19 protein-coding genes and 2 riboswitches are annotated in these 22,413 nt (G+C 53.7%); of the genes, 6 read left to right on the top strand and 13 right to left on the bottom strand.

The window, feature by feature from the left end:
- Positions 1–100: 100 nt before the first annotated feature.
- The gene (locus MKY59_RS04350) at positions 101–2,821 is read right to left on the bottom strand and encodes a glycoside hydrolase family 3 C-terminal domain-containing protein (RefSeq protein ID WP_339276174.1); all 2,721 of its coding nucleotides are present in this window, start codon (positions 2,819–2,821) and stop codon (positions 101–103) included.
- An 831-nt stretch (positions 2,822–3,652) separates the two neighbouring features.
- Between MKY59_RS04350 and MKY59_RS04345 the strand changes: the two genes are divergently transcribed.
- Entirely contained in the window at positions 3,653–4,882 is a 1,230-nt protein-coding gene (locus MKY59_RS04345; RefSeq protein WP_339278321.1) for a nitrate/nitrite transporter, read from the top strand.
- 418 nt (positions 4,883–5,300) lie between these two features.
- Here the strand turns inward: MKY59_RS04345 and MKY59_RS04340 are convergent, their stop codons facing one another.
- The 9 genes from MKY59_RS04340 to MKY59_RS04300 all read right to left on the bottom strand — a co-directional run bounded on the left by MKY59_RS04340 (position 5,301) and on the right by MKY59_RS04300 (position 15,372).
- Entirely contained in the window at positions 5,301–6,137 is an 837-nt protein-coding gene (locus MKY59_RS04340; protein WP_236420707.1) for a MetQ/NlpA family ABC transporter substrate-binding protein, read from the bottom strand.
- A gap of 41 nt (positions 6,138–6,178) precedes the next feature.
- Positions 6,179–6,847, bottom strand: coding sequence for a methionine ABC transporter permease (locus MKY59_RS04335; RefSeq protein WP_236420706.1), 669 nt, complete (start codon positions 6,845–6,847; stop codon positions 6,179–6,181).
- Entirely contained in the window at positions 6,837–7,619 is a 783-nt protein-coding gene (locus tag MKY59_RS04330) for an ATP-binding cassette domain-containing protein (protein WP_236420705.1), read from the bottom strand. The genes MKY59_RS04335 and MKY59_RS04330 overlap by 11 nt, the downstream gene beginning before the upstream one ends.
- 131 nt (positions 7,620–7,750) lie before the next feature.
- Complete coding sequence (locus MKY59_RS04325) at positions 7,751–10,015, bottom strand: PQQ-binding-like beta-propeller repeat protein (protein WP_339276171.1); 2,265 nt, start codon at positions 10,013–10,015, stop codon at positions 7,751–7,753.
- Positions 10,016–10,155: 140 nt separating this feature from the next.
- Positions 10,156–10,950, bottom strand: coding sequence for an energy-coupling factor transporter transmembrane component T (locus MKY59_RS04320; protein WP_339276170.1), 795 nt, complete (start codon positions 10,948–10,950; stop codon positions 10,156–10,158).
- A complete protein-coding gene (locus MKY59_RS04315; protein ID WP_339276168.1) occupies positions 10,925–12,400 on the bottom strand; it encodes an ABC transporter ATP-binding protein in 1,476 nt (491 codons plus the stop codon). The genes MKY59_RS04320 and MKY59_RS04315 overlap by 26 nt, the downstream gene beginning before the upstream one ends.
- Positions 12,401–12,994 carry an ECF transporter S component gene (locus MKY59_RS04310; protein ID WP_339276166.1) on the bottom strand — a complete coding sequence of 198 codons (594 nt, stop codon included), beginning with the start codon at positions 12,992–12,994 and terminating at the stop codon, positions 12,401–12,403. It lies immediately after the preceding gene.
- 212 nt (positions 12,995–13,206) lie between these two features.
- A riboswitch (TPP riboswitch) is annotated at positions 13,207–13,316 on the bottom strand.
- Between the two features lie 191 nt (positions 13,317–13,507).
- Positions 13,508–14,176, bottom strand: coding sequence for a pectate lyase (locus tag MKY59_RS04305; protein ID WP_339278320.1), 669 nt, complete (start codon positions 14,174–14,176; stop codon positions 13,508–13,510).
- A 320-nt stretch (positions 14,177–14,496) separates the two neighbouring features.
- Positions 14,497–15,372, bottom strand: a complete 876-nt coding sequence (locus MKY59_RS04300; RefSeq protein ID WP_236420700.1) for a radical SAM/SPASM domain-containing protein — start codon at positions 15,370–15,372, stop codon at positions 14,497–14,499.
- A gap of 218 nt (positions 15,373–15,590) precedes the next feature.
- Positions 15,591–15,690, top strand: a riboswitch (TPP riboswitch).
- 101 nt (positions 15,691–15,791) lie between these two features.
- Between MKY59_RS04300 and MKY59_RS04295 the strand changes: the two genes are divergently transcribed.
- From MKY59_RS04295 to MKY59_RS04275, 5 genes are all read left to right on the top strand, one after another.
- Positions 15,792–15,944: a hypothetical protein gene (locus tag MKY59_RS04295; RefSeq protein WP_339276164.1), complete on the top strand. Its 153-nt coding sequence runs from the start codon at positions 15,792–15,794 to the stop codon at positions 15,942–15,944.
- 17 nt (positions 15,945–15,961) lie between these two features.
- Positions 15,962–16,774, top strand: coding sequence for a hydroxyethylthiazole kinase (gene thiM, locus MKY59_RS04290; RefSeq protein WP_339276162.1), 813 nt, complete (start codon positions 15,962–15,964; stop codon positions 16,772–16,774).
- On the top strand, positions 16,771–17,583 hold the full coding sequence (thiD, locus tag MKY59_RS04285; RefSeq protein ID WP_339276161.1) for a bifunctional hydroxymethylpyrimidine kinase/phosphomethylpyrimidine kinase: 813 nt from the start codon (positions 16,771–16,773) through the stop codon (positions 17,581–17,583). The genes thiM and thiD overlap by 4 nt, the downstream gene beginning before the upstream one ends.
- Entirely contained in the window at positions 17,583–18,248 is a 666-nt protein-coding gene (gene thiE, locus MKY59_RS04280; RefSeq protein ID WP_339276160.1) for a thiamine phosphate synthase, read from the top strand. Before thiD ends, thiE begins: the two co-directional genes overlap by 1 nt.
- Positions 18,249–18,487: 239 nt before the next feature.
- Positions 18,488–19,234, top strand: coding sequence for a MerR family transcriptional regulator (locus MKY59_RS04275; protein ID WP_339276159.1), 747 nt, complete (start codon positions 18,488–18,490; stop codon positions 19,232–19,234).
- Positions 19,235–20,218: 984 nt separating this feature from the next.
- Here MKY59_RS04275 and MKY59_RS04270 read toward each other — a convergent pair.
- The 3 genes from MKY59_RS04270 to MKY59_RS04260 form a co-directional block, all read right to left on the bottom strand.
- Complete coding sequence (locus MKY59_RS04270) at positions 20,219–20,698, bottom strand: hypothetical protein (RefSeq protein ID WP_339276158.1); 480 nt, start codon at positions 20,696–20,698, stop codon at positions 20,219–20,221.
- A gap of 208 nt (positions 20,699–20,906) precedes the next feature.
- Positions 20,907–21,563 (bottom strand): deoxynucleoside kinase, encoded by a 657-nt coding sequence (locus MKY59_RS04265; protein WP_339276157.1) that lies wholly within the window; start codon positions 21,561–21,563, stop codon positions 20,907–20,909.
- Positions 21,560–22,183 (bottom strand): deoxynucleoside kinase, encoded by a 624-nt coding sequence (locus tag MKY59_RS04260; RefSeq protein ID WP_339276156.1) that lies wholly within the window; start codon positions 22,181–22,183, stop codon positions 21,560–21,562. Before MKY59_RS04260 ends, MKY59_RS04265 begins: the two co-directional genes overlap by 4 nt.
- Between the last annotated feature and the right edge of the window lie 230 nt (positions 22,184–22,413).

The raw sequence follows: 22,413 nt of genomic DNA, 5'->3' as shown, positions 1-22,413 counted from the left end.
CTGCTCCCTCCTTCCATACGTTCCGCCCGGATTCCCAAGGGTGGAAAAAGCCGCAACCAGGCGGCCGCGACTTCATTGATTTCCATATTCGTAACACCGATTATTTGCCGGAAGCATTTCCGATATTCACGCTGCCTGTCAGGCGGATATCGTCCGATGCGCTGCCGACATAAACAGGGACTTTACCCTTCGGCGTCACCCACTTGTTCGACGTTTCATCCCAGTAGGACAACGCCGATGGGTCCAGCTCGATCTGAACGCGCTGCTGCTTGCCTGCGTTCAGATCGACTTTGGCCCAGCCCGCAAGTTGTTTCTTTGGCGTCTCCGCTCGGGCAGGCAATGGGCCGACATAGACCTGTACCACTTCTGCACCGGCGCGTTTACCCGTGTTGCGCAGATTTAGAGATACCTCAACCGTTGCCTTGTCACCCTTGCCCTTATTTTTCACATGCAAATTGCGATAATCGAAGCTCGTATAAGACAAACCGTGCCCAAACGCAAACGCAGGGGTCAGGTTCTCTTTTTCATACCCCTTATAACCCACGAAGATGCCTTCGGAATAGCTGCCGACTCCGTTCACGCCCGGAAACTGCTTCGCGGTAGACACCGGTGTTTTCGTCTCGTCCGCCGGGAACGTTACGGGCAGCTTGCCCGACGGATTCACGTCGCCGAAGAGAACGCGCGCCACGGCATTTCCTTGTTCCTGACCTGCGTACCAGGCTTGAACGATAGATGGCACCTCGTTCTGCCAGGAGTCGGTTTCGACCGCGCGACCGCTCATTTGTACAACGATCGTTTTCGGATTCGCCTTGGCTACCTCGCGAATAAGTTGTTCCTGATTGTTCGGCAGCTCCAGATCAGACCGATCCACATACCCTTCGCTGTCATACGTGCGGGTCACCACCACCGCTACGTCGGATTTTTTGGCAAGCTCGACGGCCTTCTGCATTTGGGCATCCACGGCGCCTTCTGCGGGCTTCCATCCGAAACGAACCTGGGCGCCCATGTCATGGCTGGCCTGAACAGGGAAGTCCGTGCGGTACTCGATCCGAATCTCGCGAGACTCTCCTTCTTTGAGCGCAATCGTCTTTTCCGTTGTTCCCAAAGCCTTCCCCTCATTGTCCACAAGCAGTTGATTATCCACATACAGCTTCGCCGAGCCGAGACTGGTCAGGGATAACGCATACTCACCCGATTTCGGGGCAGTAATCGAACCTGTCCAGCGTGCCGACATCTTGCTATTGAACTTCGTTGGCGTCACGGGAAGCTTGGACGACTGCGCGTTGAAGCCTTCGTAGTTATAGAAGCCGAGATTCACGTTCACCTGCCGGTCGATGCGGACCAGTTCAGGATTTCCTTCCATGTTGGCATTGGTCCAATATTCGGCACGCAGTCCATTTTCCGCATGTTCGGTACTATCATTTCTTTCGCTTTGTGCCGCATCGACAGGCGATAACAGCGTGGATGGCACCGCATCCGGACCGTTGAACGCATCTCCTGCCGAGATCGGATCGGTACCGGCAGCATAGTTGACTTCGACGCCTTGGCCCGCGCGGTTGCGAATACCCTGAAGCGGGCTTACCGTATAGGTCGGGTTGACCAAACTGCTGCCGCCTCCGGCTGCCGACGACGTATCCGCATCGGGCCCGATGACCGCAATCGACTTGAGATTTTTGCCGGATAACGGAAGAACATTGTTGTCATTTTGCAGCAGCACCATGCTTTCTTCCGCAAATTCACGGGCTTTCTTACCGTCCGCCTTGGCATCGATCTGCTGATTGCGAACCGGTTGATCGAAGAGACCTTTCTCGAACATTTGCAGCAAAATCCGTCTGACCTTGTCGTCCAGCGTCTGTTCGCTGACCTCGCCCTGTTTTACGGCTTCCAACAGCTTGTCGCCCCATTTGCCGTATGGTTCGCCTGGCGTTTCGAGATCGAGACCTGCATTCGCGGATTTTGCGGTGCTGAAATTCGCGCCATAGTCGCTCATGACGAAGCCTTCGAATCCAAATTGCTTTTTGAGAACGTCGGTCAGCATGTCCTTGTTCTCGCAAGCATATGTACCGTTCACCTGGTTAAACGAACACATCGCTGCTCCCAGATTCGCCTGCTCGACCATCGCTTTGAACGGACGTGCATACACTTCCTGAATGGCCCGTTCGCTCGCGATCGCATTCGTCGTGAAACGTTCCGTCTCCTGGTTGTTCAGGATGTAGTGCTTGGCTGTCGCAATGACCGGGTTGTTTTGAATTCCCTTTACATAAGCCGCTCCCATCCCGGAAGCCAGCAGCGGATCTTCGCCAAGTGATTCGAAGTTGCGCGATCCCCATGGCGTGCGGGCAATGTCCAGTCCCGGCCCAAGCACCACGTTATGGGTTGTGTCATGCGCTTCCTGACCGATCAGGTCTCCGTACTTTTCGGCCAGCTCCGTATCCCAGGACGCTGCAAGCGCAATCGGTGCCGGGAGGGCGGTGGATTTCTTATCCTGCACATCCGGATTGGCCACCCGCACTCCGGCAGGTCCGTCTGCCATCTGCAGCGCAGGGATGCCGAGCCTTTCCACGCCGTCATTATAGAAACCATAATAGTTATTGACCTTACCAGTAACGAAGCTGACCTTTTCCTCCAACGTCATCGCCTGGAGCAGCAGCTCCGTGCGCTCCTCTGCACTCAGGGAGGCGTTCATCCATGGACGGTCAGTCTTGGATTCCGCTTGCGAGGCATAGGCATGCAGCGGCATGACTGCCAATGCAACGATGATCATCATCGTAAACCATCGCCGTTGGCGTTGGGATAGAGCTCTGTTGATGCTTCTGTTCATGTTGTTATGCTCTCCTTCTCTTCCTTTGATCATTTCCTCGCGCACATTTTGAATACATGTATACAAGAAAATGTAAGCTCGCTTTGTCCAACCTGCCCATATCATGAGCCCCTGCTCATCGCTGAGAAAAGTCGTGTTCACCGACAAGCGATCACTTTCTTACGATAGCCGACCCAAGCGTAAATTTCACCCCCTTAAAATTGGAAATCGATTGGGTTTAAACAATCTAGTTCTTGCGAATCACCCCTTCGAAAATGCATCTAACAGGAAAAGAAAGCGAATTAATTACATTTCCGTAACCTTTGTTGCTTGAATTTCTCCAATGCAAAAACAGCCGAATCGTCCCATTCCCGATTCTCCTTTTTATTCTATTAAATTCAACGATTTGGAATAAACAAACGACATGTAGCCCCCTTCCTTTTCCAACAACGGATACATTGGCGGTCATCCTGCTGGCTGATCCCAAGAAGCTCTAACATTGACTACCAGGTAAATCAGAGTAGTTCACTAAGCATAATCCCCATATCCACTCAACTACTTTTCATGTCATTTAACATCACATGAAACATCATAAGAATCACTAAAATATAATTTTTTCAAAAATAATGTTATTTTAGTTGACATATGATTCAAGACTTTTTATAATTTGAATCAAAATCACAGTGCAGTGATCATAACAGGTGCGGGGCACAATGACGTGAACCGCCTGTCGGCAATGGGGCCGCAACTCGTTCAGCTTTCTGGACGAATTGCGGCCTTTTCTGCCTGAAGTCATGCACGGATCACAAAATACTAGAGAATGATCAATAGGATGAGGAGCGATGAATGATGATGGAGAGGAAAAGTTTTTGGAAAAGCGGCCACAAGCCTACTTTGTTCGGTGCATTCCTGTATTTCGACATCAGTTTTATGATCTGGGGCATGTTGGGCCCACTCGCCGTCGTTATTGCGATGGATTACCCGATGACTCCGGTGGAAAAAGCCAACCTGGTCGCTTTGCCCATCCTCGGCGGTTCGATTCTTCGACTCGTGTTAGGTTTTATGTCCGACTACATCGGCCCCAAACTCACTGCGCAGATCGGAATGGGCGTCACCGTCATTCCGCTGCTGCTGGGCTGGCTGTGGGTCGACTCCCTGAACCAGCTGTATGTCGTCGCCCTGCTGTTAGGCATTGCCGGCGCATCTTTCGCCGCAGCGCTTCCGCTTGCCGGCCAATGGTATCCTAAGGAACATCAGGGGCTGGCCATGGGGATCGCCGGTGCCGGGAATAGCGGAACCGTGCTCGCAACCCTCTTTGCCAATCGATTGGCTACCCATTTCGGCAGCTGGGAAATCGTGTTCGGCCTTGCACTGATCCCGATCGTAATCGTCTTCGTCTTTTTCTCCCTATTTGCCCGCAACAGCCCCAACCGGCCTGCTCCCAAAAAGCTGTCCGAATACAGCAGCCTGTTGAAGCAGCGTGACGCCTGGGTGTTCTGCGCCTTCTACTGCGTCACCTTTGGCGGATTCGTCGGCCTGGCCAACTATTTGACCATCTTTTTCAACACGCAATACGGCCTGTCTGCGGTGCATGCAGCCGATATTACAACCTTTTGCATCATCGCGGGAAGCTTCTTCCGCCCCGTCGGCGGATTCCTGGCCGACAAACTCGGCGGTACCCGCATGCTGACATACCTGTACATGGGAGCTTGCATCATGTTAATCGGCGTGTCCTTCCTGCCGCCATTGCCTGTCGTCGTTGTCATGCTTTTCCTGGGCATGATGTGTCTGGGCGCCGGGAACGGCTCCGTCTTCCAGCTTGTGCCGCAGCGATTCGGCAACGAAATCGGGCTGATGACCGGCATTGTCGGCGCGGCAGGCGGAATCGGGGGATACGCCCTTCCGCTGATTCTCGGTCAACTCTACAGCACGTACCAATCCTATACTCCGGGCTTTGTCATCCTTAGCTTGATCGCGGCCGCCTCCATGGCGCTTGTGCTGGTCATGCAGTCCAAATGGCGTGCCCACTGGCTTAAAAACTCGCTGGCAGCTAAAAAGGAATCAACCTCTTTCTCTGCTTAATGAGGCCCGAGTTTCAATGATCTACCTAAGGAGAGCCGCGCTTGCGGCTTTTTTCTTTTGTACGGTTCTCTCCGATCACGAGGAAAATGCAGAATGAACGCGTTGACAATTTCTGTCCCGGAGTGCTAACGAATCTCAGACACCTTATTTCGCCGTTTTGCATCCTTTTCCAATCCTTACGAACCTCAGACACTCTATTTACGGTCACAACAGGAAAAACAAGATTATTTCCCCGGAATAGCGTGTCACAGGTTCATTAGAGCACAAACTTGGCCCATTTCCGTGAAATAACGTGTGTCAGGTTCTTTAGCAATTCGGTAGCCATCTCATCAAGGACTCCCATTCTCGTTATTTGATGAATACTTACCCCGAAAAAAAGGCCCGAGCCTATTCGGCTCGGGCCTTTGACGCACTTTTTTTAAAATGCAGGAATGGCGATATCCGCGTAATTTTTTTCAAAGAAGGCTTTCACTTCCGGGCCGGCCATGCGTTTCGCCAGCTTCTGGATCGCCTCCGAATCCTTGTTGTCTTCCCGGGCAACCAGCGTAATTGCAAAATGGGAATCATCCTTTTCGGTGAGCAATGCATCCTTCTTCGGCGTAAGACCCAGCGGGCTAGCGTAAGCCGGGGTCATGGCAACCAGGTCGGCGTCATCCATCATGCGGGCCAGCATCAGCAGGTCGACCTCTTCAAACTTGTAGTTCTTTTTGTTCTCCACGATATCGGCCTGGGTAGCGTTAAATCCAACGCCTTCCTTCAGCTTGATAATGCCGTTCTGCTCCAGCATCACAAGGGAACGTCCGATGTTGGATGGATCGTTCGCGATCGCGATCGTCGCGCCTTCGGGCAGCTCGTCCATCGATTTGTACTTTTTGGAGTATGCGCCGTAAATCGCGTTGTAAATCGGTTGAACCGGCACCAAGGTAGCGTTGTTCGCTTCGTTGTACTGCTCCATATAAGGCACATGTTGGAAGAAGTTGGCGTCTACTTCCTTGTTGGCAAGCGCCGTGTTCGGCTGCACGTTATCGGACAGAACCACCACTTCCAGGTTCACGCCGTCTTCCTTCAGCAAAGGCTTCACAATATCAAGCACGTCTGTCATTGGTGGAATCAGGGTCGCTACTTTCAGTGTCACTTCCTGTTTGGCGTCAGAACCGTTTGCGTTGCCTTCCGCCGCAGGTGTTTCCTCTTTTTTGCCGCAACCGGCCAGCACGAGCATCAGTGCCAGTACAAGCAGCATCCATTTTGCTTTCATCAATGTAATAACCCCTTCTCGTAAATAATCTGTTTGTTGGATCACGATCTGCGGTCAATCCAGCGGGACAGCCGCGTGCCCGTATATTGGATCGCTTGGACCAGGATGATCATGATAATGATCGTAAATGCCATAAGCTCTGTTTCAAAGCGCTGATAACCGTAACGAATGGCAAAATCGCCAACGCCGCCTCCCCCCACGATCCCCATGACCGTGGAATAGGAAATGAAACTGATCGTTGCGGTGGTCAAGCCCAGCACAAGACTTGAGCGTGCTTCGACATACAGGAACTTGAACACCAACTGCATCGTCGAAGCCCCCATCGAAGCCGCAGCCTCCAGCACGCCTTTGGGTACGTCGAGCAATGCTTGCTCCGCAAGCCGTGCATAATAGGCGATCGCAATCACCGACAGCGGCACCGTCGCGGCCAGCGTGCCGATCGACGTGCCGACAACCATGCGCGTGAACGGAATCATGAACACCACGAGCAGCAGGAACGGGAACGAACGAATAATGTTCACCAGGCTCCCCAAGATCGTGAATAATGGCCGATTCTCGTAACGCTGTCCTTTCCTGAACAGGTAAAGCAGCGTGCCAAGGGGCAAACCGATCAGAACGGCAGCCGCAATGGAAATGCCCACCATGACGAAGGTCTCTCCAATCGCCTGCCAGATTTCATGCTGATATTGCAGCACGATGTCAGGTATCATTCCTGCCACCTCCCGTTAAGGCATCACCTTTCAGCAATGCGGTGAGCATATCCGGACCGGGAGCGGGAATGCTGCGTACCTCCGCCTCGGATAACGTCTTCGCGATCCGTCCTTCCCGCATCACGGAAATGCGATGGCACAGCTGCCGTGCTACCTCCATCTCATGGGTCACGAGCACGACGGTGACGCCCAGCGATGCATTGACATGACGCAGCAAGTCAATGATTCCGCTCGTCGTTTGCGGATCAAGCGCGGACGTCGGCTCGTCGCAGAGAAGCAAGTCCGGACGGCTCGCAATCGCTCTTGCAATGGCCACGCGCTGCTTCTGCCCCCCGCTTAGCTGGGCCGGGTACTGCCGGGCTTTGTCTTCCAGGCCGACAAACCGCAGCACGTCCAAGCCGCGCGCAACCCGGTCGGATTTCGGCATGCGCGCAAGCTCCAACGGCATGCACACGTTGCCGATCACCGTCCGGTTGCTGACCAGGTTGAAATGCTGAAAGATCATGCCGATCGATCGACGAGCTTCTCGGAGCGCCCGTTCGTTCATGCCTGTAAATCGCTGGCCGTTCACGACCACTTCGCCCTCGTCCGGCTTCTCGAGCCCGTTCAGCATGCGCAGCAACGTGGATTTCCCCGCCCCGCTCGAGCCGATGATGCCGTGGATTTCGCCTTGGCCCACTTCCAGCGACACTGCGCTGAGGGCTTCAAATCCTTGATCCGTACGAGATCCGCGTTCGCTGTAACGCTTGCTCACGCCGTATAATGAAATCATGGAGCTTCCCCCCGCGATAGGATCATGCATGGTTCTTCAGAACACATGGAGAAAAGCCCGCACAGCCGATAACCGGAGCGCGAGCAATCCTGTTCATCTATAATAAATCATCCTTTGGCGGGAGACAAGCCTTAGCGCGAGATGTTCGCTGATAGCGTGTCTGCCGAATAGAGACCGAAGCGTCCATTGGCCGATCCGATATAAATGTCATCGCCGATGCGGTTCATCGTGCCGTTTTTGGCATCCCGATCCCGATGCTCCGGCGTACCCATGACGATATCGTGGATGCGTCCGCCGATCTTTCCGGTATTTTTGTCCAGTACCAGCAGGTCATCCCCCCGAGGCAGCAGAAGCTGGTCGCCCGCAAGAACGTAGCTTCCCTGATTGAGCAGCATCGGAATCGCGACCCCTTCCTCTTCGACGTTCCACACTACGCTGCCCGAATCGTAATCCAATGCCGCCGGAAAACCGTTCAAGACGCCATACAATCGATTCCCTTCCACCAATCCACGGTCGAACTTTCCTTCGATCGCCCATAGCTTTTTGTTGCTTTTCGGGTCGAATAATGTCGTGCTATAGTCATGGACATCTCCGTAATTTTGACCGTTTTGGTTTTCCCGGATGAGCAGACGACCGTCGTTCAACACCTCGAAACGCTGCCCATTCCGGGCTGCGAACTTCGCCTGTTCCTCCCCGGTCTTCAGGTCGATCAACACCCACTGATCATCCAGCAGCATCCAGCGCTCCTGTGAAGCAGCAGCGAAAGGATCCAGCCGTTGGATGCCGTCGAAGTAAGGATCGTGCTGCGGATCGTCGATCGTCGACTTTTTCGCCGGTTTGCTCCAAACCACCTTGCCCGTATAAGGTTCTGCGGCAACCAGTTTATTTTTATTCCAGTACAGGACGTAAGGATCGTCGGCTCCTTCGTTCAAAAGGCGATATTCCCCGCTCAGGTTCAGCGTCCACAATGTTTTTCCGTTCTTTGCATTCAGTACGGTAGTACGGGCTTTTTTGCCGTCCGATTGCACCTGGTCCTCCACAACCACAACATTCGCGGCAGCAGTAACCGTGTTACCTTCGAAACCTTGCTTGGCCGTCCGCTCCCACATCACCTTCCCGTCCTTCAGGCGAATATGACGTATCCGATGCACGTAATCTCTTTCAGCCGGATCATAGTCGGCATACAGCGTCACATACTCGCGGCTTGCATCAAGTTTTGTCAGGAACATGCCGAAGCCGGTATTGATCTGCCACAGCTTTTTGCCTGTATGCCGATCCAGTGCATAAACGGAGCCTTCATGGTAAAAACCGCTGAATCCGCCGTCATCGCCTTTGATCAACAGAACATCTTCATTCCCTGCCTGAAGGAACGTATAATTAATGTCGCCTTGATTGACCCATACCGGCTCCCAAGGCAACGTTGCCGCCAGCGCCTTGCCATCCATCCGGGACGTAAACTCATAACGATCGCTGCGTTCCGTTTCTGCACTAACCTTCCCGGGATTGCTGCCATTCTGCGGCAAATTCCAATGCATTCTCTCCAGCTTGCCTTCCGGAGTAAACGTCAAAAGCACCTGCCCGTCTTCATGCTCGTATCGCCACGTTTCCCCTATTCGCATCGGGTCGCCGGTCTGGCTCAGGTTCGGGGAATGCTCGGTCCAATCCGGTTCGCCAAGCCGCTTCGCGATCTGCCTTTCCGTATCTCCCTTATGGATCAGAATATCCGTCAGATGGCGCACCTGGCCCGTCGACAGAGAAGATTCGGACTTCATCCACCCGTCCGGGATATCCTCCTGCTGCGACACGTCTTTGGCTTGAATCCATTGCATGGACGGCCGGAACGAATAAAAATCCGCGTTCCAGATGCGGGGAGCCAGCGAAACGCCGTACCACTGCCCCTGCTGCGCGACGATAAACGCCTTTTTCTCGAGCGCAGGTCCCGCATCCCAGACCGTAGCGCTGCCGGGATAAAGATAAAACTTGCTTCCAGGCCGGAGATGGAACGTGCGCGGAGAAACGGGTTTGATGCTGGCCGCATCTTTCGTTGCATACCATGCCGGCAACCACTGCTCTCCGTTGATCTCGTCTTTGCTTTGAATCCAATCGTCCTTGACGGCATTCACTTTCAACTTAGCTCCATTTGCCGTATAGTTCTTGATTTTCATCAAATCGGCGGCCACGCTGCTGTCCTTTATGTTCGAAAACAAAGGAACGTTTGCGGGAAGCGCAACGGTGTCTCCCCGTTTGAACGCGGCTGAAGCAAGCTGTACCTGCTGAGCGCCTCCCTCGTTTTTCGCGCCCATGACCTTTGTATTCATGTTCAACAGGATGCTTCCGGCCGCGATTACGGCCACAGCCCCGGCGATTCCCAACCGCCCATATCTTTTCGTCCGCATGTTTTGGCCTCCATTCACCAAGGTCTTCGCCTTTTTGTATTGAAGTTATTTCCAAATAAGGACGTTTGGACCCGGCAAAAAGTTACCGGTTTGCAAAAAGACATATCATTCTAAGCGTGCATTGCCGGAATTCCTGCGACCTACCTTACATCCACCATTTCCGGTTGATAAGGGTAACCCACGCCAGCCAGATAAGCCAGCAGGAACGAGATGACCATGTACAAAAGAAACCAGGTGTCTGTCCGGGAGTACCCGACCGGAACATAATACGTCCGGCTTGCGCCTTCGGCGAACCCCTTCGCCTGCATGGCCACCGCCATCCGCTGGGCGCGGCGAATGCTCTGGGCCAGCAGTGGAATCGCATAACGTTTCAGGGTTCCGTAGATGTTCCAGCGCGATCGTCGGCCACCCATGCCGCGGATGCGAATCGCATACCGCAGCGTTTGGAATTCATCCAGCAGAATCGGGATCATGCGCATTGCCGCGAGGAAGCTGTAGGCATATTTAGGCGGAAGCCTCCACTGCTGCATCAGGGAATAGAACAGCCGGACGGGACGGGTCGTCAAACCGAACAGCAATCCGGCAGCAGCCATGCAGAGCGAACGGAAACCGAGATGCATGCCGCGATAGAAGCTCTCTTCGGTCACATGGATCAGGCCATACCGGAACCACGTCGTCTCTCCTTTCCCGAACATCATCATGCCCGTCGACGTGGAGATAAACACGAGGATGAACGGCGAAGCATACAAGAGCAGCCTGCGCCATGGATGGCCGCTCCAGATCAGAAGCAACAGCATTGCCACGGCCGTATTCGCCATCACGTTTAAATTGTGGATGAAAATGACGTATATGAACAGCAGCGTCAGCACGACCATCTTCAACCCGGGATTGACGTGATGAAGCCATGTCTCACGATGGGGAAAAGACAGCTGCATCCATGACCCTCCCTCCATCAACCTTCCAAGTCCGGGTACAGTACCTGCTTACGATTTCGCTGTCATGGGTCACCATCACGATGGCCGTCCCTTTCCGTCTAAGTTCGTCAAGCCTTGACAGCATCGCGAACGTATTGCGGGCATCCTGCCCAAACGTCGGCTCATCCAGCAGCAGGATGCGCTGGCCGCGTATGAGGGCAGAAGCTACGCTCAGCCGCCGTTTCTGCCCCATGGACAATTGATACGGATGGCGGTCTGCCAATGCCGCAAGCCCGAATTCCTCCAGCATGCCCAGCGTATTTGCTTGCCTCTCTGCAGGTGACATTGCGGTACCGAGCAGCGAAAATTCCACTTCGTCCACAACCGAGTTCGTCACGAACTGGAATTCCGGGTTCTGAAACACAAAGGCCATCCGTTCCGCCAGCTGCTGCGTCGTGCCGGCGGGTTTCCCCATCACGCGATAGTCCCCCGTCGTTTTCAGAATATGCATCATGGACAGCAGCAACGAACTTTTGCCGGCACCGTTGGCTCCAACGACGCCGATCCAATCGCCGGGGCGGACTTCCAGCTTGTTGACCCGGATCACCTCGGTGCTGCCCCGCCATCCGATGACGTCGCGCAGCTCCAGTACAGGTTCCTCGTGAAGTCGTTGCCGCACGGCAGGTTCAGGCCCTGCCGCGCTCCCTGCCTGCTGTCCCTGTTCCTCCCATACGCCCGGGTACCAAATGCCATATGACCTGAGCAGATCCCGCTGCTCCGCAAATATTTGCGCTGCCGGACCGTCCGCGGCGATCTGCCCTTCGGGGGACAGCACGACGATCCGATCGACCCAGTCCACGATTTCGTCGATTTTGTGTTCCACGATGATCAAGGTTTTGTTATGGGCGATCCGTTTCACCGTATCCCAGACCTGCGACGTGCCTTCCCCGTCCAACAGCGCCGTCGGTTCGTCCATGAACAATACGTCCGGTTCCAGCGCAAGAATCGAAGCAATGGCCAGCCGCTGCTTCATGCCCTGGGACAGGGATTGGATCGGAGCACGATGGCCCTCGAAGGCCAGCCCGACCTGCTGCAAAGCAAGGCCGATCCGCGCTGCCATTTGCTCCCGAGGAACGTTCCGGTTCTCCAGCACGAATGCAATCTCCTCATCCGTATGCGACATGCAGAACTGGGCATCCGGGTCCTGGAACACGATGCCTGCCCGCTTTGGCACCAGAATGTCGTCACACTTCATGGGCATCTCCACCGCATGCGGAATGATTCCGCTCAATATTTGCAGCAACGTGGATTTTCCCGATCCGCTTGCTCCCAGCAGCAGCACCTTCTCTCCTTGGCTCACCGATAAAGAGAGCCCTTGAAACAACAGGCCTTGTTCCCCGGGGAATTTGCATCTCAAGTTCACGATGCCCGCTGCTAGCCCGGTTTCCCGCACGCATTCTTGCCTGTGCATTTAATCCAATGCCTCGTAATCCTGCTTCGATGCAGGTCTTAACGTACGGGTCACGCCGGTCAGCTCCAGTGCCTTCGCCAAATAATAGGCAAATACGCCTGCGATCACGGCGCTGCCGATCAGGCGGAACCCGATAAACAGGGTGTAGTTCCAAGTCGAGAGGGACTCGATGTACCCGTATTGGTAATCCAGTATGAGCGAAGCAAGTCCTGCCCCGATGGCGGCCAGGCAGGTCACGGGCAAATTCGTTTTCCGATACAGGAATGCCGCAAAGAAAATTTCCGCGCCCAGCCCTTGCAGCAGCCCGTATACAAGCGTGGACATGCCCCATTCGCTGCCGAGGAAAGCGCTGACCGTGGAGGCCGCAACCTCGGCCAGAATGGCAACGCCCGGCTTGCGAATGACGAGAAAGGCAAACGTTCCCGCCATGAACCACATGCCGTAGATCATCTGCTCGGCATGCACGCCGAACGGTTTCATCAGATCATAGGTCGGTCCCCATATTTTGTAGATCACCCCGAATACAACCGCAATCACGATCGTGACCAAAATATCCGTTAATCTTAATTTGCTGCTGCTCCCCGCATTTACCATTTTCTCTACTCCCCTTCTCTTATCATCAGTAGTTTGAAAATAACAAAAAAGCCTCCCCGATATCGGGCAGGCCATGCGTACAGTTGACGAAACATGGGCGGAAAATGGCACATAAACAGGACAACCCACACTTATCCCATTCAGGAATAAGGCAAAGGATATGCTGCCGAATTCATGAGACGTTGTGTGCACGAATTGCGTGTTTATTTTCCCCATCATGGATCGAATGGTTCTCTACGCTGGCATTACCCAGATCAGATACGGTCAGCGGCACAAGGCCACCCTCTCAGCCCAACTTCATTGAGCTCCCGGCTTTCGTTATTTCAATGGTTATACTGTACAACAGAAGGGTATTTGTGGCAATCCCGAATCATTCCCTTTTATGCACGAGCGATAGTGAAGGCATCCCCATCACAGGAATGCCTTCGGTAGAATCCGCGATCGTTGGCGCAAAGGTCAGGCAAGACTCTTGAACATTAGAGATGACTCTCTGGCAATCGCGTCGCTGATGATTCAGTATTGCGTATTGCCCGATTGGCTCGTTTTGCCGGAGGCGAACCCTTTGAAGAGCGTAGGCACCTTGGAATACCGCGTATTGGTGATTTTGCCGACGGTCGAGCTGCTGTCCGTGCGCAGAATCGAATCCTTGACGTTGGAGATGTTGGAGTTGTCCACACTCATCGTAACCTGATAAGAGGTGCCTCCGTTTTGGCGCACCAGTTTGCCGATGTCGTCTGCCCTGAAATTTTTGATGTTGATCGTTCCCGAGGCATTCATCTGAAATACTTTGTCGTACGCCTTATACGCCGCTCCGCCCGTTATGTTAACGGTGCCGGAGGATTTCAAGGTTAGGGCGTCCTCGCCGACATCCTTCCAGGTCACGTTTTCGATATTGCAGCTGCCATAACAATGAACGCCGTCGGCAGCAGGAGCTTCAATGACTACGTTTTTCAAGGTTGCGCCTGCTTCAAGCCTGAAAATGGGCTTCTGGTTCTCAGCCTGGCTTCCGTCTCCCAACGTGTTCGGATCGGCAGCCACGCTTTTCCCCTTGCCGTCGTACGTTTCGCCTTTTTTGACGATAATCGTCGTTTTGACGATTTCGGGCGCTGCCGCTGCGGGAATCACAGCAAACAATGAGGCAGCCAAACCGGCGGACAAAAGTACGGTCAACATTTTTTTCATCATGAATTCCTCCTTGGCGATCGGATTTTCCCATTACGGGCGGTTTGTCGGCAAGCCTCGCAGATGCACAGCTCCGCTTGTCCTGGCCGCAACCTCATCCTATCAGGAAAGGAACGTTCCAAGAATAATCCGTAGTTCACATCTCTCCGACATTCACGCCAGCTCTGAGAAAATGAGACCTATCCGTACCCGTTCCGAACATCGCATCTGCCGTTGTTAACTCTCGGTGTGCTGGAATTACCTTATTTTCCTTCAGATGAAAGACAACAAGGGCCGACTTGAAATCAAGCCGTCCCCGTCTTTTTATTCAAAATCCAATCCTACGCACCGAACCGCTGGCGGTATCCGCATTTGCGGCAAAGCTCCTCCACCGCTTCGCGTCTCGAAAAACCATAGAACAGATTGTTGGCGCGCTCGCCTTCCACAATCTCCGAGAAGGAACGTTCATGCACGTTCCCCAAATTAATGACGCCTTCGCCGTCCAGGCAGCACGGAACCACCGTTCCATCCACAAGCACCGCGGCTTGCGTGCGCAACGCATGGCAAAATCCTTTACCGTCATCCTCCGGCGCATCCAGGCTTGGCCACTGAAATTCATGGTCCTGGTTCAGGTACACGTTCGGCGCGATTTTGACGCCGCTGCCCGGTACGACCTTTTCCTCGATTTTATAATCCAGATTGAATTCTCGCTCCAAGTGATCGAGCGTTTCGCGGTTGCGCTGCTTCTGGGCATTCGTGAAATTGTCCTGCGTCAAATTCCACAATCTGAACGACACGATGACGTTATGCTTCGTCGCTTCATGCACAAACGAAAAGATGTTGCTCAGGTACCCTTCGCGATCTTTGGAGCCCTCATGCCCGTCGAAGCTGTGCAGGGAAAAGTTCATCTGGCGCAGCGCCGGCTTGCCGAGCAGCTTGTGTCTCGTCTTCGGCAGCAACGTTCCGTTCGTCGTAATATTCACTTTGAAACCCTTCTCATGGGCGATGTCCAGCAGCAAATCGATTTTGGGATGAAGCAGCGGTTCGCCTTTGACATGCAGATAGATGTAACTTGAATGCGGCTTGATCTGATCCAGCACCATGCTGAACGTTTCCGGATCAATAAATCCTTTGGCTCGCTTCGTCTGCGGACAGAAGCTGCAGGCCAGGTTGCAAATGCTCGTGATCTCTATATAAACCTTTTTGAACGTTTTCAATGCGTGGTCCCCATTCCAGTCAGGGGGATGAGTCCCTTCCCGACTTCATTCGTGATGCGGCCAAAATGCGCCTTTATTATTATATCGGGTTCCGCAAGCAAGGTAAATCGACTTACGGATTTCTCCAGCTCCAGCCGGAAAGGATCTCGCCCCTCCGGGTCCTATTTACACCATCCGCACTTGTGAGGTATGCTGAATGCACAACTGCATAAGCTGCAAACAGTCACTAGGGGAGCCTCACGGCTGAGACGAATGATTTTCGGACCCTTTGAACCTGATCTGGATCATACCAGCGTAGGGAAGTGGAGCGGACTTTACCAATTAATACATTATGCAAGGGGTATGGCTTGCGTTAGACATGTATCCCTATTTGCGTTGAAAAGCCCCTCCCGTTTCCTTGGAAATGGGAGGGGCTTTGTTTGTCACGGGCCGCATCGGGCGATTGGGCAGATGCCAGAACGCGCAATGCGATCGTTGTTGCCGAACACACCGCGACAGAATTTATTTCCAGTCATCCCTTCACTGATCTTCCTGCGATCCGGAAACCAGCGCGCAGAAATACCTATTCTTGATGAGGAGGCATTCACATATGTCCTATTTGGAACGCGTTCGTACCCAAAATCCGTTGGTCCACAACATTACCAACATTGTCGTAGCTCCTTTTACCGCCAACGGCCTGCTTGCATTGGGCGCCTCTCCTTTCATGGCCTACGCTCATGAAGAGGTCGCCGACGTTGCCAAAATGGCCGGAGCCGTCGTGCTTAACATCGGTACGTTGAATGAGGACGTCGTGACGTCGATTCGTCTTGCCGGACGCGCAGCCAATACCCACAGCGTGCCCATCGTGTTCGACCCGGTTGGCGCAGGAGCCACGGCCTATCGCACCGAAACGGCACGCAAGCTTGTCCATGAACTGCAGCTAACCGTGCTGCGCGGCAATGTCGCCGAGGTGGCCAACGTCATCGGGGAGAACTGGGAGATTAAAGGCGTGGATGCAGGACACGGTAAAGGCGACCGCATCCACATTGCGGAGCGTGCCGCTAAGCAGCTCGGCTGCATCGCAGCCGTAACCGGTCAGGAAGACGTGGTGTCCGACGGCGAAACCACGTACGTGATCGGCAATGGCCATGCCCTGCTCACCCGTGTCACCGGAGCCGGGTGCCTGCTGAGTTCGGTCATCGGGGCGTTTGCCGCGATTGCGGAGCCTGGGCGCGAACGATTAGACAGCATTGCCGAAGCGCTGGCCTTCTACGGCATAGCCGCCGAACAAGCGGCAGAACGAACGGCACAACAAGGTCCCGGCAGCTTCCAAATCGAGCTGCTGAACCAACTGGCACAAGTCACGCCGGCACTGGTGACAGAACGGTCGCAAATTCGGCAAGCTGCCGGAGGTGCACGATGACGATCCCGCAAGCTCTCACGATTGCCGGTTCGGACAGCGGCGGCGGCGCGGGCATTCAAGCCGACCTGAAAACTTTTCAGGAGCTCGGCGTGTACGGCATGAGTGCAATCACCGCCATCACTGCGCAGAACACCCTCGGTGTACAAGGTGTTTTCGCTGTTCCGAACGAAGGCGTGGCCGCGCAGCTCGACTCGATCGGAACCGACCTCTATCCAGGCGCCGTCAAGACCGGCATGTTGTTCAGCGCGGACCTAATCCGGATTGTCGCGGAAAAATGCCGGACGTATCGCTGGCCCAAACTGGTCATCGATCCGGTCATGGTCGCCAAGGGCGGTGCCCCCCTGCTCCAGCAGCAAGCGGTGCAGACGCTCATTTCGGATTTGTTGCCGCTTGCGTTGGTAACCACGCCCAACATTCCGGAGGCCGAGCTGCTCGCAGGCATGTCCATTGGCGGTTTGGCTTCGCGGGAAGAAGCGGCACGGCGCATCGTGCAGATGGGCTCTGCCTACGTCTTGATCAAAGGCGGCCATGCAGGCGATCACGGCTCCGTCGTGGATGTGCTGTATGATGGACATTCCTTTCATTATTTCGAGAACCCACGCGTTCTGACGCGTCATACCCATGGTACGGGCTGCACCTTCTCGGCGGCGATTGCGGCTGAATTGGCGAAAGGATCGGCGGTGCCTGAAGCGGTGGAAACGGCTCGCGTTTTCATTCAGGCGGCGATTGAAGATGAGCTTGGCATCGGTGCAGGCCATGGGCCGACGAACCATTTTGCGTATGGGCGCAGATTGCGGGGTGCGTTGTAATGGAACGATTGGACATGGAAAGGGTGCGCCGCGCCATGCGGCTGTATCTGGTCATGGGCAGTGTGAATGCGACCCATGACCCGGTTGAGGTGTTGCGCCAGGCTATTGCTGGCGGCATCACGCTGTTCCAGTTCCGCGAGAAAGGAACTGGCGCCCTGACGGGCACGGCGCGCATCGCACTTGCGGAGCGCCTGCGCGAGGTGTGCGGCCAGCATAGCATCCCGTTCATCGTGAACGATGACCTGGAGCTGGCCGTGGCCCTGCAGGCCGACGGCGTGCACGTCGGCCAGGACGATGCGGACGCGGCGCTGGTGCGCGCCCGCATCGGACCCGGGCGGATGCTTGGCGTATCCGCCCACTCCGTGACCGAGGCGCGCCGTGCCGTGCAGGCGGGCGCCGACTACCTTGGCGTCGGGCCGATGTACCCGACGCGCTCGAAGGCGGATGCCCATGCCGTGCTGGGCCCCGCCGGGATTGCGGAACTGCGCGCCGCAGGCATCGCGGTTCCGCTGGTCGGTATCGGCGGCATTGCAGCCGATACCGCGGCCGACGTCATGGCGGCGGGGGCTGACGGCGTGGCCGTCATCTCCGCCGTCGCAGGCGCGGCCGACGTGCGCGCAGCCGCTGCGGAGCTGGCGGCTGTGGTGCGCGGGATGCAGGCATAGCCGCGCACACGCGCATCCCCATACATCATGAGACCCCGCGCACCAAGGCCCGGGTGATTGCCGGGTTATACACTCAAGCTTGCTTTCGGTTTGGCGCGGCTGCTCACCGCGAATGCTTCGGCGATACACCCATAAACCAAAATTTATGGCTGAAAGTGCTTCGCTGGAACATTTTTTTCCCTGTTGACTCTCACGTAACGTGACCCTGTACAATCGGTGGTGTAAGGAGGTTGGATTTCATGGCCATGAAAGTAAAGGAGGTCTCCGAGCTCGTCGGAATCAGCGTGCGCACGCTGCATCACTATGACGAGATCGGGCTGCTGACTCCGGACGAAACCACTTCATCCGGATATCGTCTGTACTCGGACGCCAATCTGGAAAAGCTGCAGCAAATTTTGTTTTTCAAGGAGCTCGACTTTTCTTTAAAAGAAATCAAGGATATCCTGAGCGACCCTTCCTTCGATCGGGAGGAAGCGTTTCAAATGCACCGCCGCATTTTACTGGAAAGACGGGACCGGATCGATCGTATGATAGCCACGATCGATAAAACCGTTCAACACTGGAAAGGAGAGATTCACATGACGGCCAAAGAACAATTCGAAGGCTTTGATTTCAGCCGGAACCCATATGAACAGGAGGCCCGGCAGCGCTGGGGAAATGAAGCAGTAGACCAGGCGCATGCCCGCTTGGGCCAACAGTCTCCGCAAGAGCAGCAGGCTCTGGGCGAGCGAATGAATGAAATTTACCGCAACCTCGCAGCATTACGCCATCTGGCACCTTCTTCCGAGGAAGCACAAACCGCGATTGCCGCTTGGTACGATTTCCTGAACGAAATGGGAAGTTATTCGCCGGAGGCTTTCCGCGGATTGGGACAAATGTACGTGGACGACGAGCGTTTTACCCGCAATATCGACAAATTCGGCGAAGGGCTGGCCGTATTTATGCGTGACGCGATGGCCGCGTATGCCGACCGGGTGACTCCATAGGCATCCAACCTACTGGCCTACAACCTGTACCACAGTCTGCTGCTCGATAGCCTATGGCAGCAGATCCTGAAGTTGAGCAAGCTGGTCGACGCAACCCAAGTCCATTCGCTTGATCCCGCTCCCTAGCTGTCGCGGAAATTGATGCTCGTGAAGCTGAAGGCAGCGCCTGGACAGAGGCAGGAAAAGGATTCGTTCGCGGAAACGTTTCGATGCACCTTTGCCGGCCCAGGCTGTTGACTCAAACGGCGGACGTCCTCATCATTTTCGTCGTACTATTAACCATGCCTTTTATCATGCTTTCGTCTGCTTTTCATCGCGCTTTTCGGGGATTCCCATGTACACCGAAATGTAACGAACCTGACACACCCTATTTGGCCAATTTAGGCCGCTGCCGTGCTCTAACGAACCCTGCACACGCTATTTGCCCGATATGATATGCTTAGACTTCATTTTGCCCATATTAGCGTGTCTGAGGTTCGTTAGCCGCGTGGAGTCACGTTTTCCGGCCATATAAGGTGCCTGAGATTCGTTAGAGATGAAAAAGGAGTGAATTCACACGGTAGTGCTTCCACCGTGCCATTCACTCCTTTTTGCAGTATTCTTCGTCCATTTACGGAACTGGTTTAATGATATAGGCCATTTCGAGCATAACTTCGTCTCACACTCCCGGCCGCAATGCAAACAACGCTGGTGAATGCGCCATTCGCTCCGGTTTGTGATCCCTTCGTTATCCAACGATATAAACCGCACTAATCCATCACACAAGGCCACCGCGAGTGCAGTACCATCTTCCAATCGCTGTAATCCCACCGCTGCAGCTTTTCTTCAGAAAGCTTTTAGAACGCTTCGCTGTCCAGGTTGCTTCTGCCTCTCCGTTAACGTGTATAGGTTTTTTGCGTTTTATATAGCCAACCAAAAAATTCCCCGAAGATACGCTTCCGTCATATACCTATCTCGCTAGCTATAGACTTGCCGTAGAAAACGTTACGCTCTCGGCGCCTCCCCCGAAGATGCTTCCGACGCCAAGCTCGTTTTGGCCATACGGCCCGGAATTCGCCAAGCCGATACCACGGCCAGCAAAATGAATAGTGCATCCAGCGGATCACTGAAATACTCCTGAATGTTTTCGGCGAACGCGGAGATCATTTCACCCGTAAACACCAGATCCATCACGCTTGTATCGTTGAACAGCTCGGCGGTGAAATACGTTGCGGTGAAATATTTCCCGAGCAAAATGCCCACGAGCGAAAAAACGACCGCAATGATCTTATGAATCGTCGCAATTCGTTTGTTGGAGAACAACACGACGGCATATCCCGCCATCGCTCCGATCACGATCGCAATTAAACCGATTTCCTTTTCCGTTTGCGCGGCTATGACAGCCCATAACGCTCCGCCCAGAATGGCTGCAATCAATGCGCCCACGATGGGTAAAACAATGCTGATTCTTTTTTCACTCTCCACTTTCCTTAACTCCTCCTAAACTAATAAAAATTCCAGAATTCACCTCTTACATAAAAACACATGATATCCTTTAATTCAACATTTTTCTAGCTATATAAATCTATAGGCCTAGCTTAAACGACAAAAAACCTCCTGCCTTTCGCGAATCCACGCATAACGTGTCATCAACGTAGAGCAAGAGGTTTCATTCCGTACGATGAGAAATCAATCAGGCTTTGGTGGCTTGGGACAGCTGAATGACCGATGCAATCTGTTTCAAAATATCGTCCAGCGAGGCCGGGTCGTGCACGTCGTATTCGTCGATGTTCAGGCGCAGCACGGGGCAAGCCGTGAACTGGTCGATCCATACGGAGTAGCGTTCATGCATGTGCTCCCAGTAGGAACGGTCCGTCTGAATTTCCATCTCTCTCCCGCGGATCTGAATCCGGTTCAGGATCGATGGCAAGCTGCCTTCCAAATAGATCAGCACATCCGGATGCGGGAAATACGGCGTCATCACCATTGCTTCGAACAAACTGCTATAGGTTTCGAAATCCGTGGCAGACATCGTGCCCTGATCGGCATGCATTTTCGCAAAAATGCCGGTGTCCTCGTAAATGGAACGATCCTGTACGAAACCGCCGCCAAGTTCAAAAATTTTCTTCTGCTCCTTGAAACGTTCAGCCAAAAAATAGATTTGCAGATGGAAACTCCATCGTTCGAAATCGTGATAAAACTTCTCCAGGTACGGGTTATGGTCGACCTGTTCCAGGGAGGTTTTGAAATTCAGCCGCTCGGCCAGGGCAGCGGTCAATGTGGACTTGCCCACGCCGACCGTGCCTGCCACGGTGATCAACGCATTCGCCGGAATGCCGTATTTATTCATATGATATACTCCTTTACCTGATTGACGATCTGCCTGAAGTGTTCAGGGTATTCCACGAAATCCAGCTGCTCCGCATCTACCTTCAGAATGGCCGGAGGGTTGGGCTGTGCCGCGAGCGCAGCCATGCCTGTTTTGTAATCCGCGATCAATTGCTCCATATATGCAGGGTCCATGTCCTGTTCGAAAGAACGGCCTCGTTTGTTAATGCGGTACATGAGCGTGTCCAGCTCAGCTTCGATGTAAATGACGACATTGGGCTTCGGCAAGTCATCGGTCAGCAAATGATAGATTTGCCGATACTTGTCCCGTTTCGGACCCTTCAGCGTCCGACTCGCAAAGATCATGTTTTTATAGATATGATAATCCGAAATAACGGGTTTTTGCTGGGCAATATATTGAAGGCCCGTATCTTCCAATTGCTTGACCCGGTTGCACAGGAAAAACATTTCCAGCTGAAAACTCCACTCATCGATATTTTGATAGAAGGAAGCCAAAAACGGATTCTCCTCTACGATTTCCTTGACCAATGGAAGGTTGAACTCTTGGGAAAGCATCGTTGCCAACGTTGTTTTCCCCGCTCCGATCGGACCCTCCACGGCAATAAACGGGGCTGCGTTCATTGTGTGCCTGTTCCTCCTCATACCTTTTGCGTGTGACCGTCTCTAATATAGACCCCACCTATTGTATCACAGCTTCCGAATAGCCCGGTTTTATTTTTATGAGGATTTTTTTCAACATTAATATCCAATGCACAAGATTAACAACATTCTCCAAATCATTTCAACGTTATTCATAGTTATGTAATTATTTTTTCATATTTATACAATTTCTAACTAATAGAAACGTGTAA

Origin of the sequence: Paenibacillus sp. FSL W8-0426 (assembly GCF_037969725.1) — a bacterium.
Lineage (GTDB): Bacteria > Bacillota > Bacilli > Paenibacillales > Paenibacillaceae > Paenibacillus > Paenibacillus hubeiensis.
This window is presented reverse-complemented; position numbering and strand designations above follow the sequence as displayed.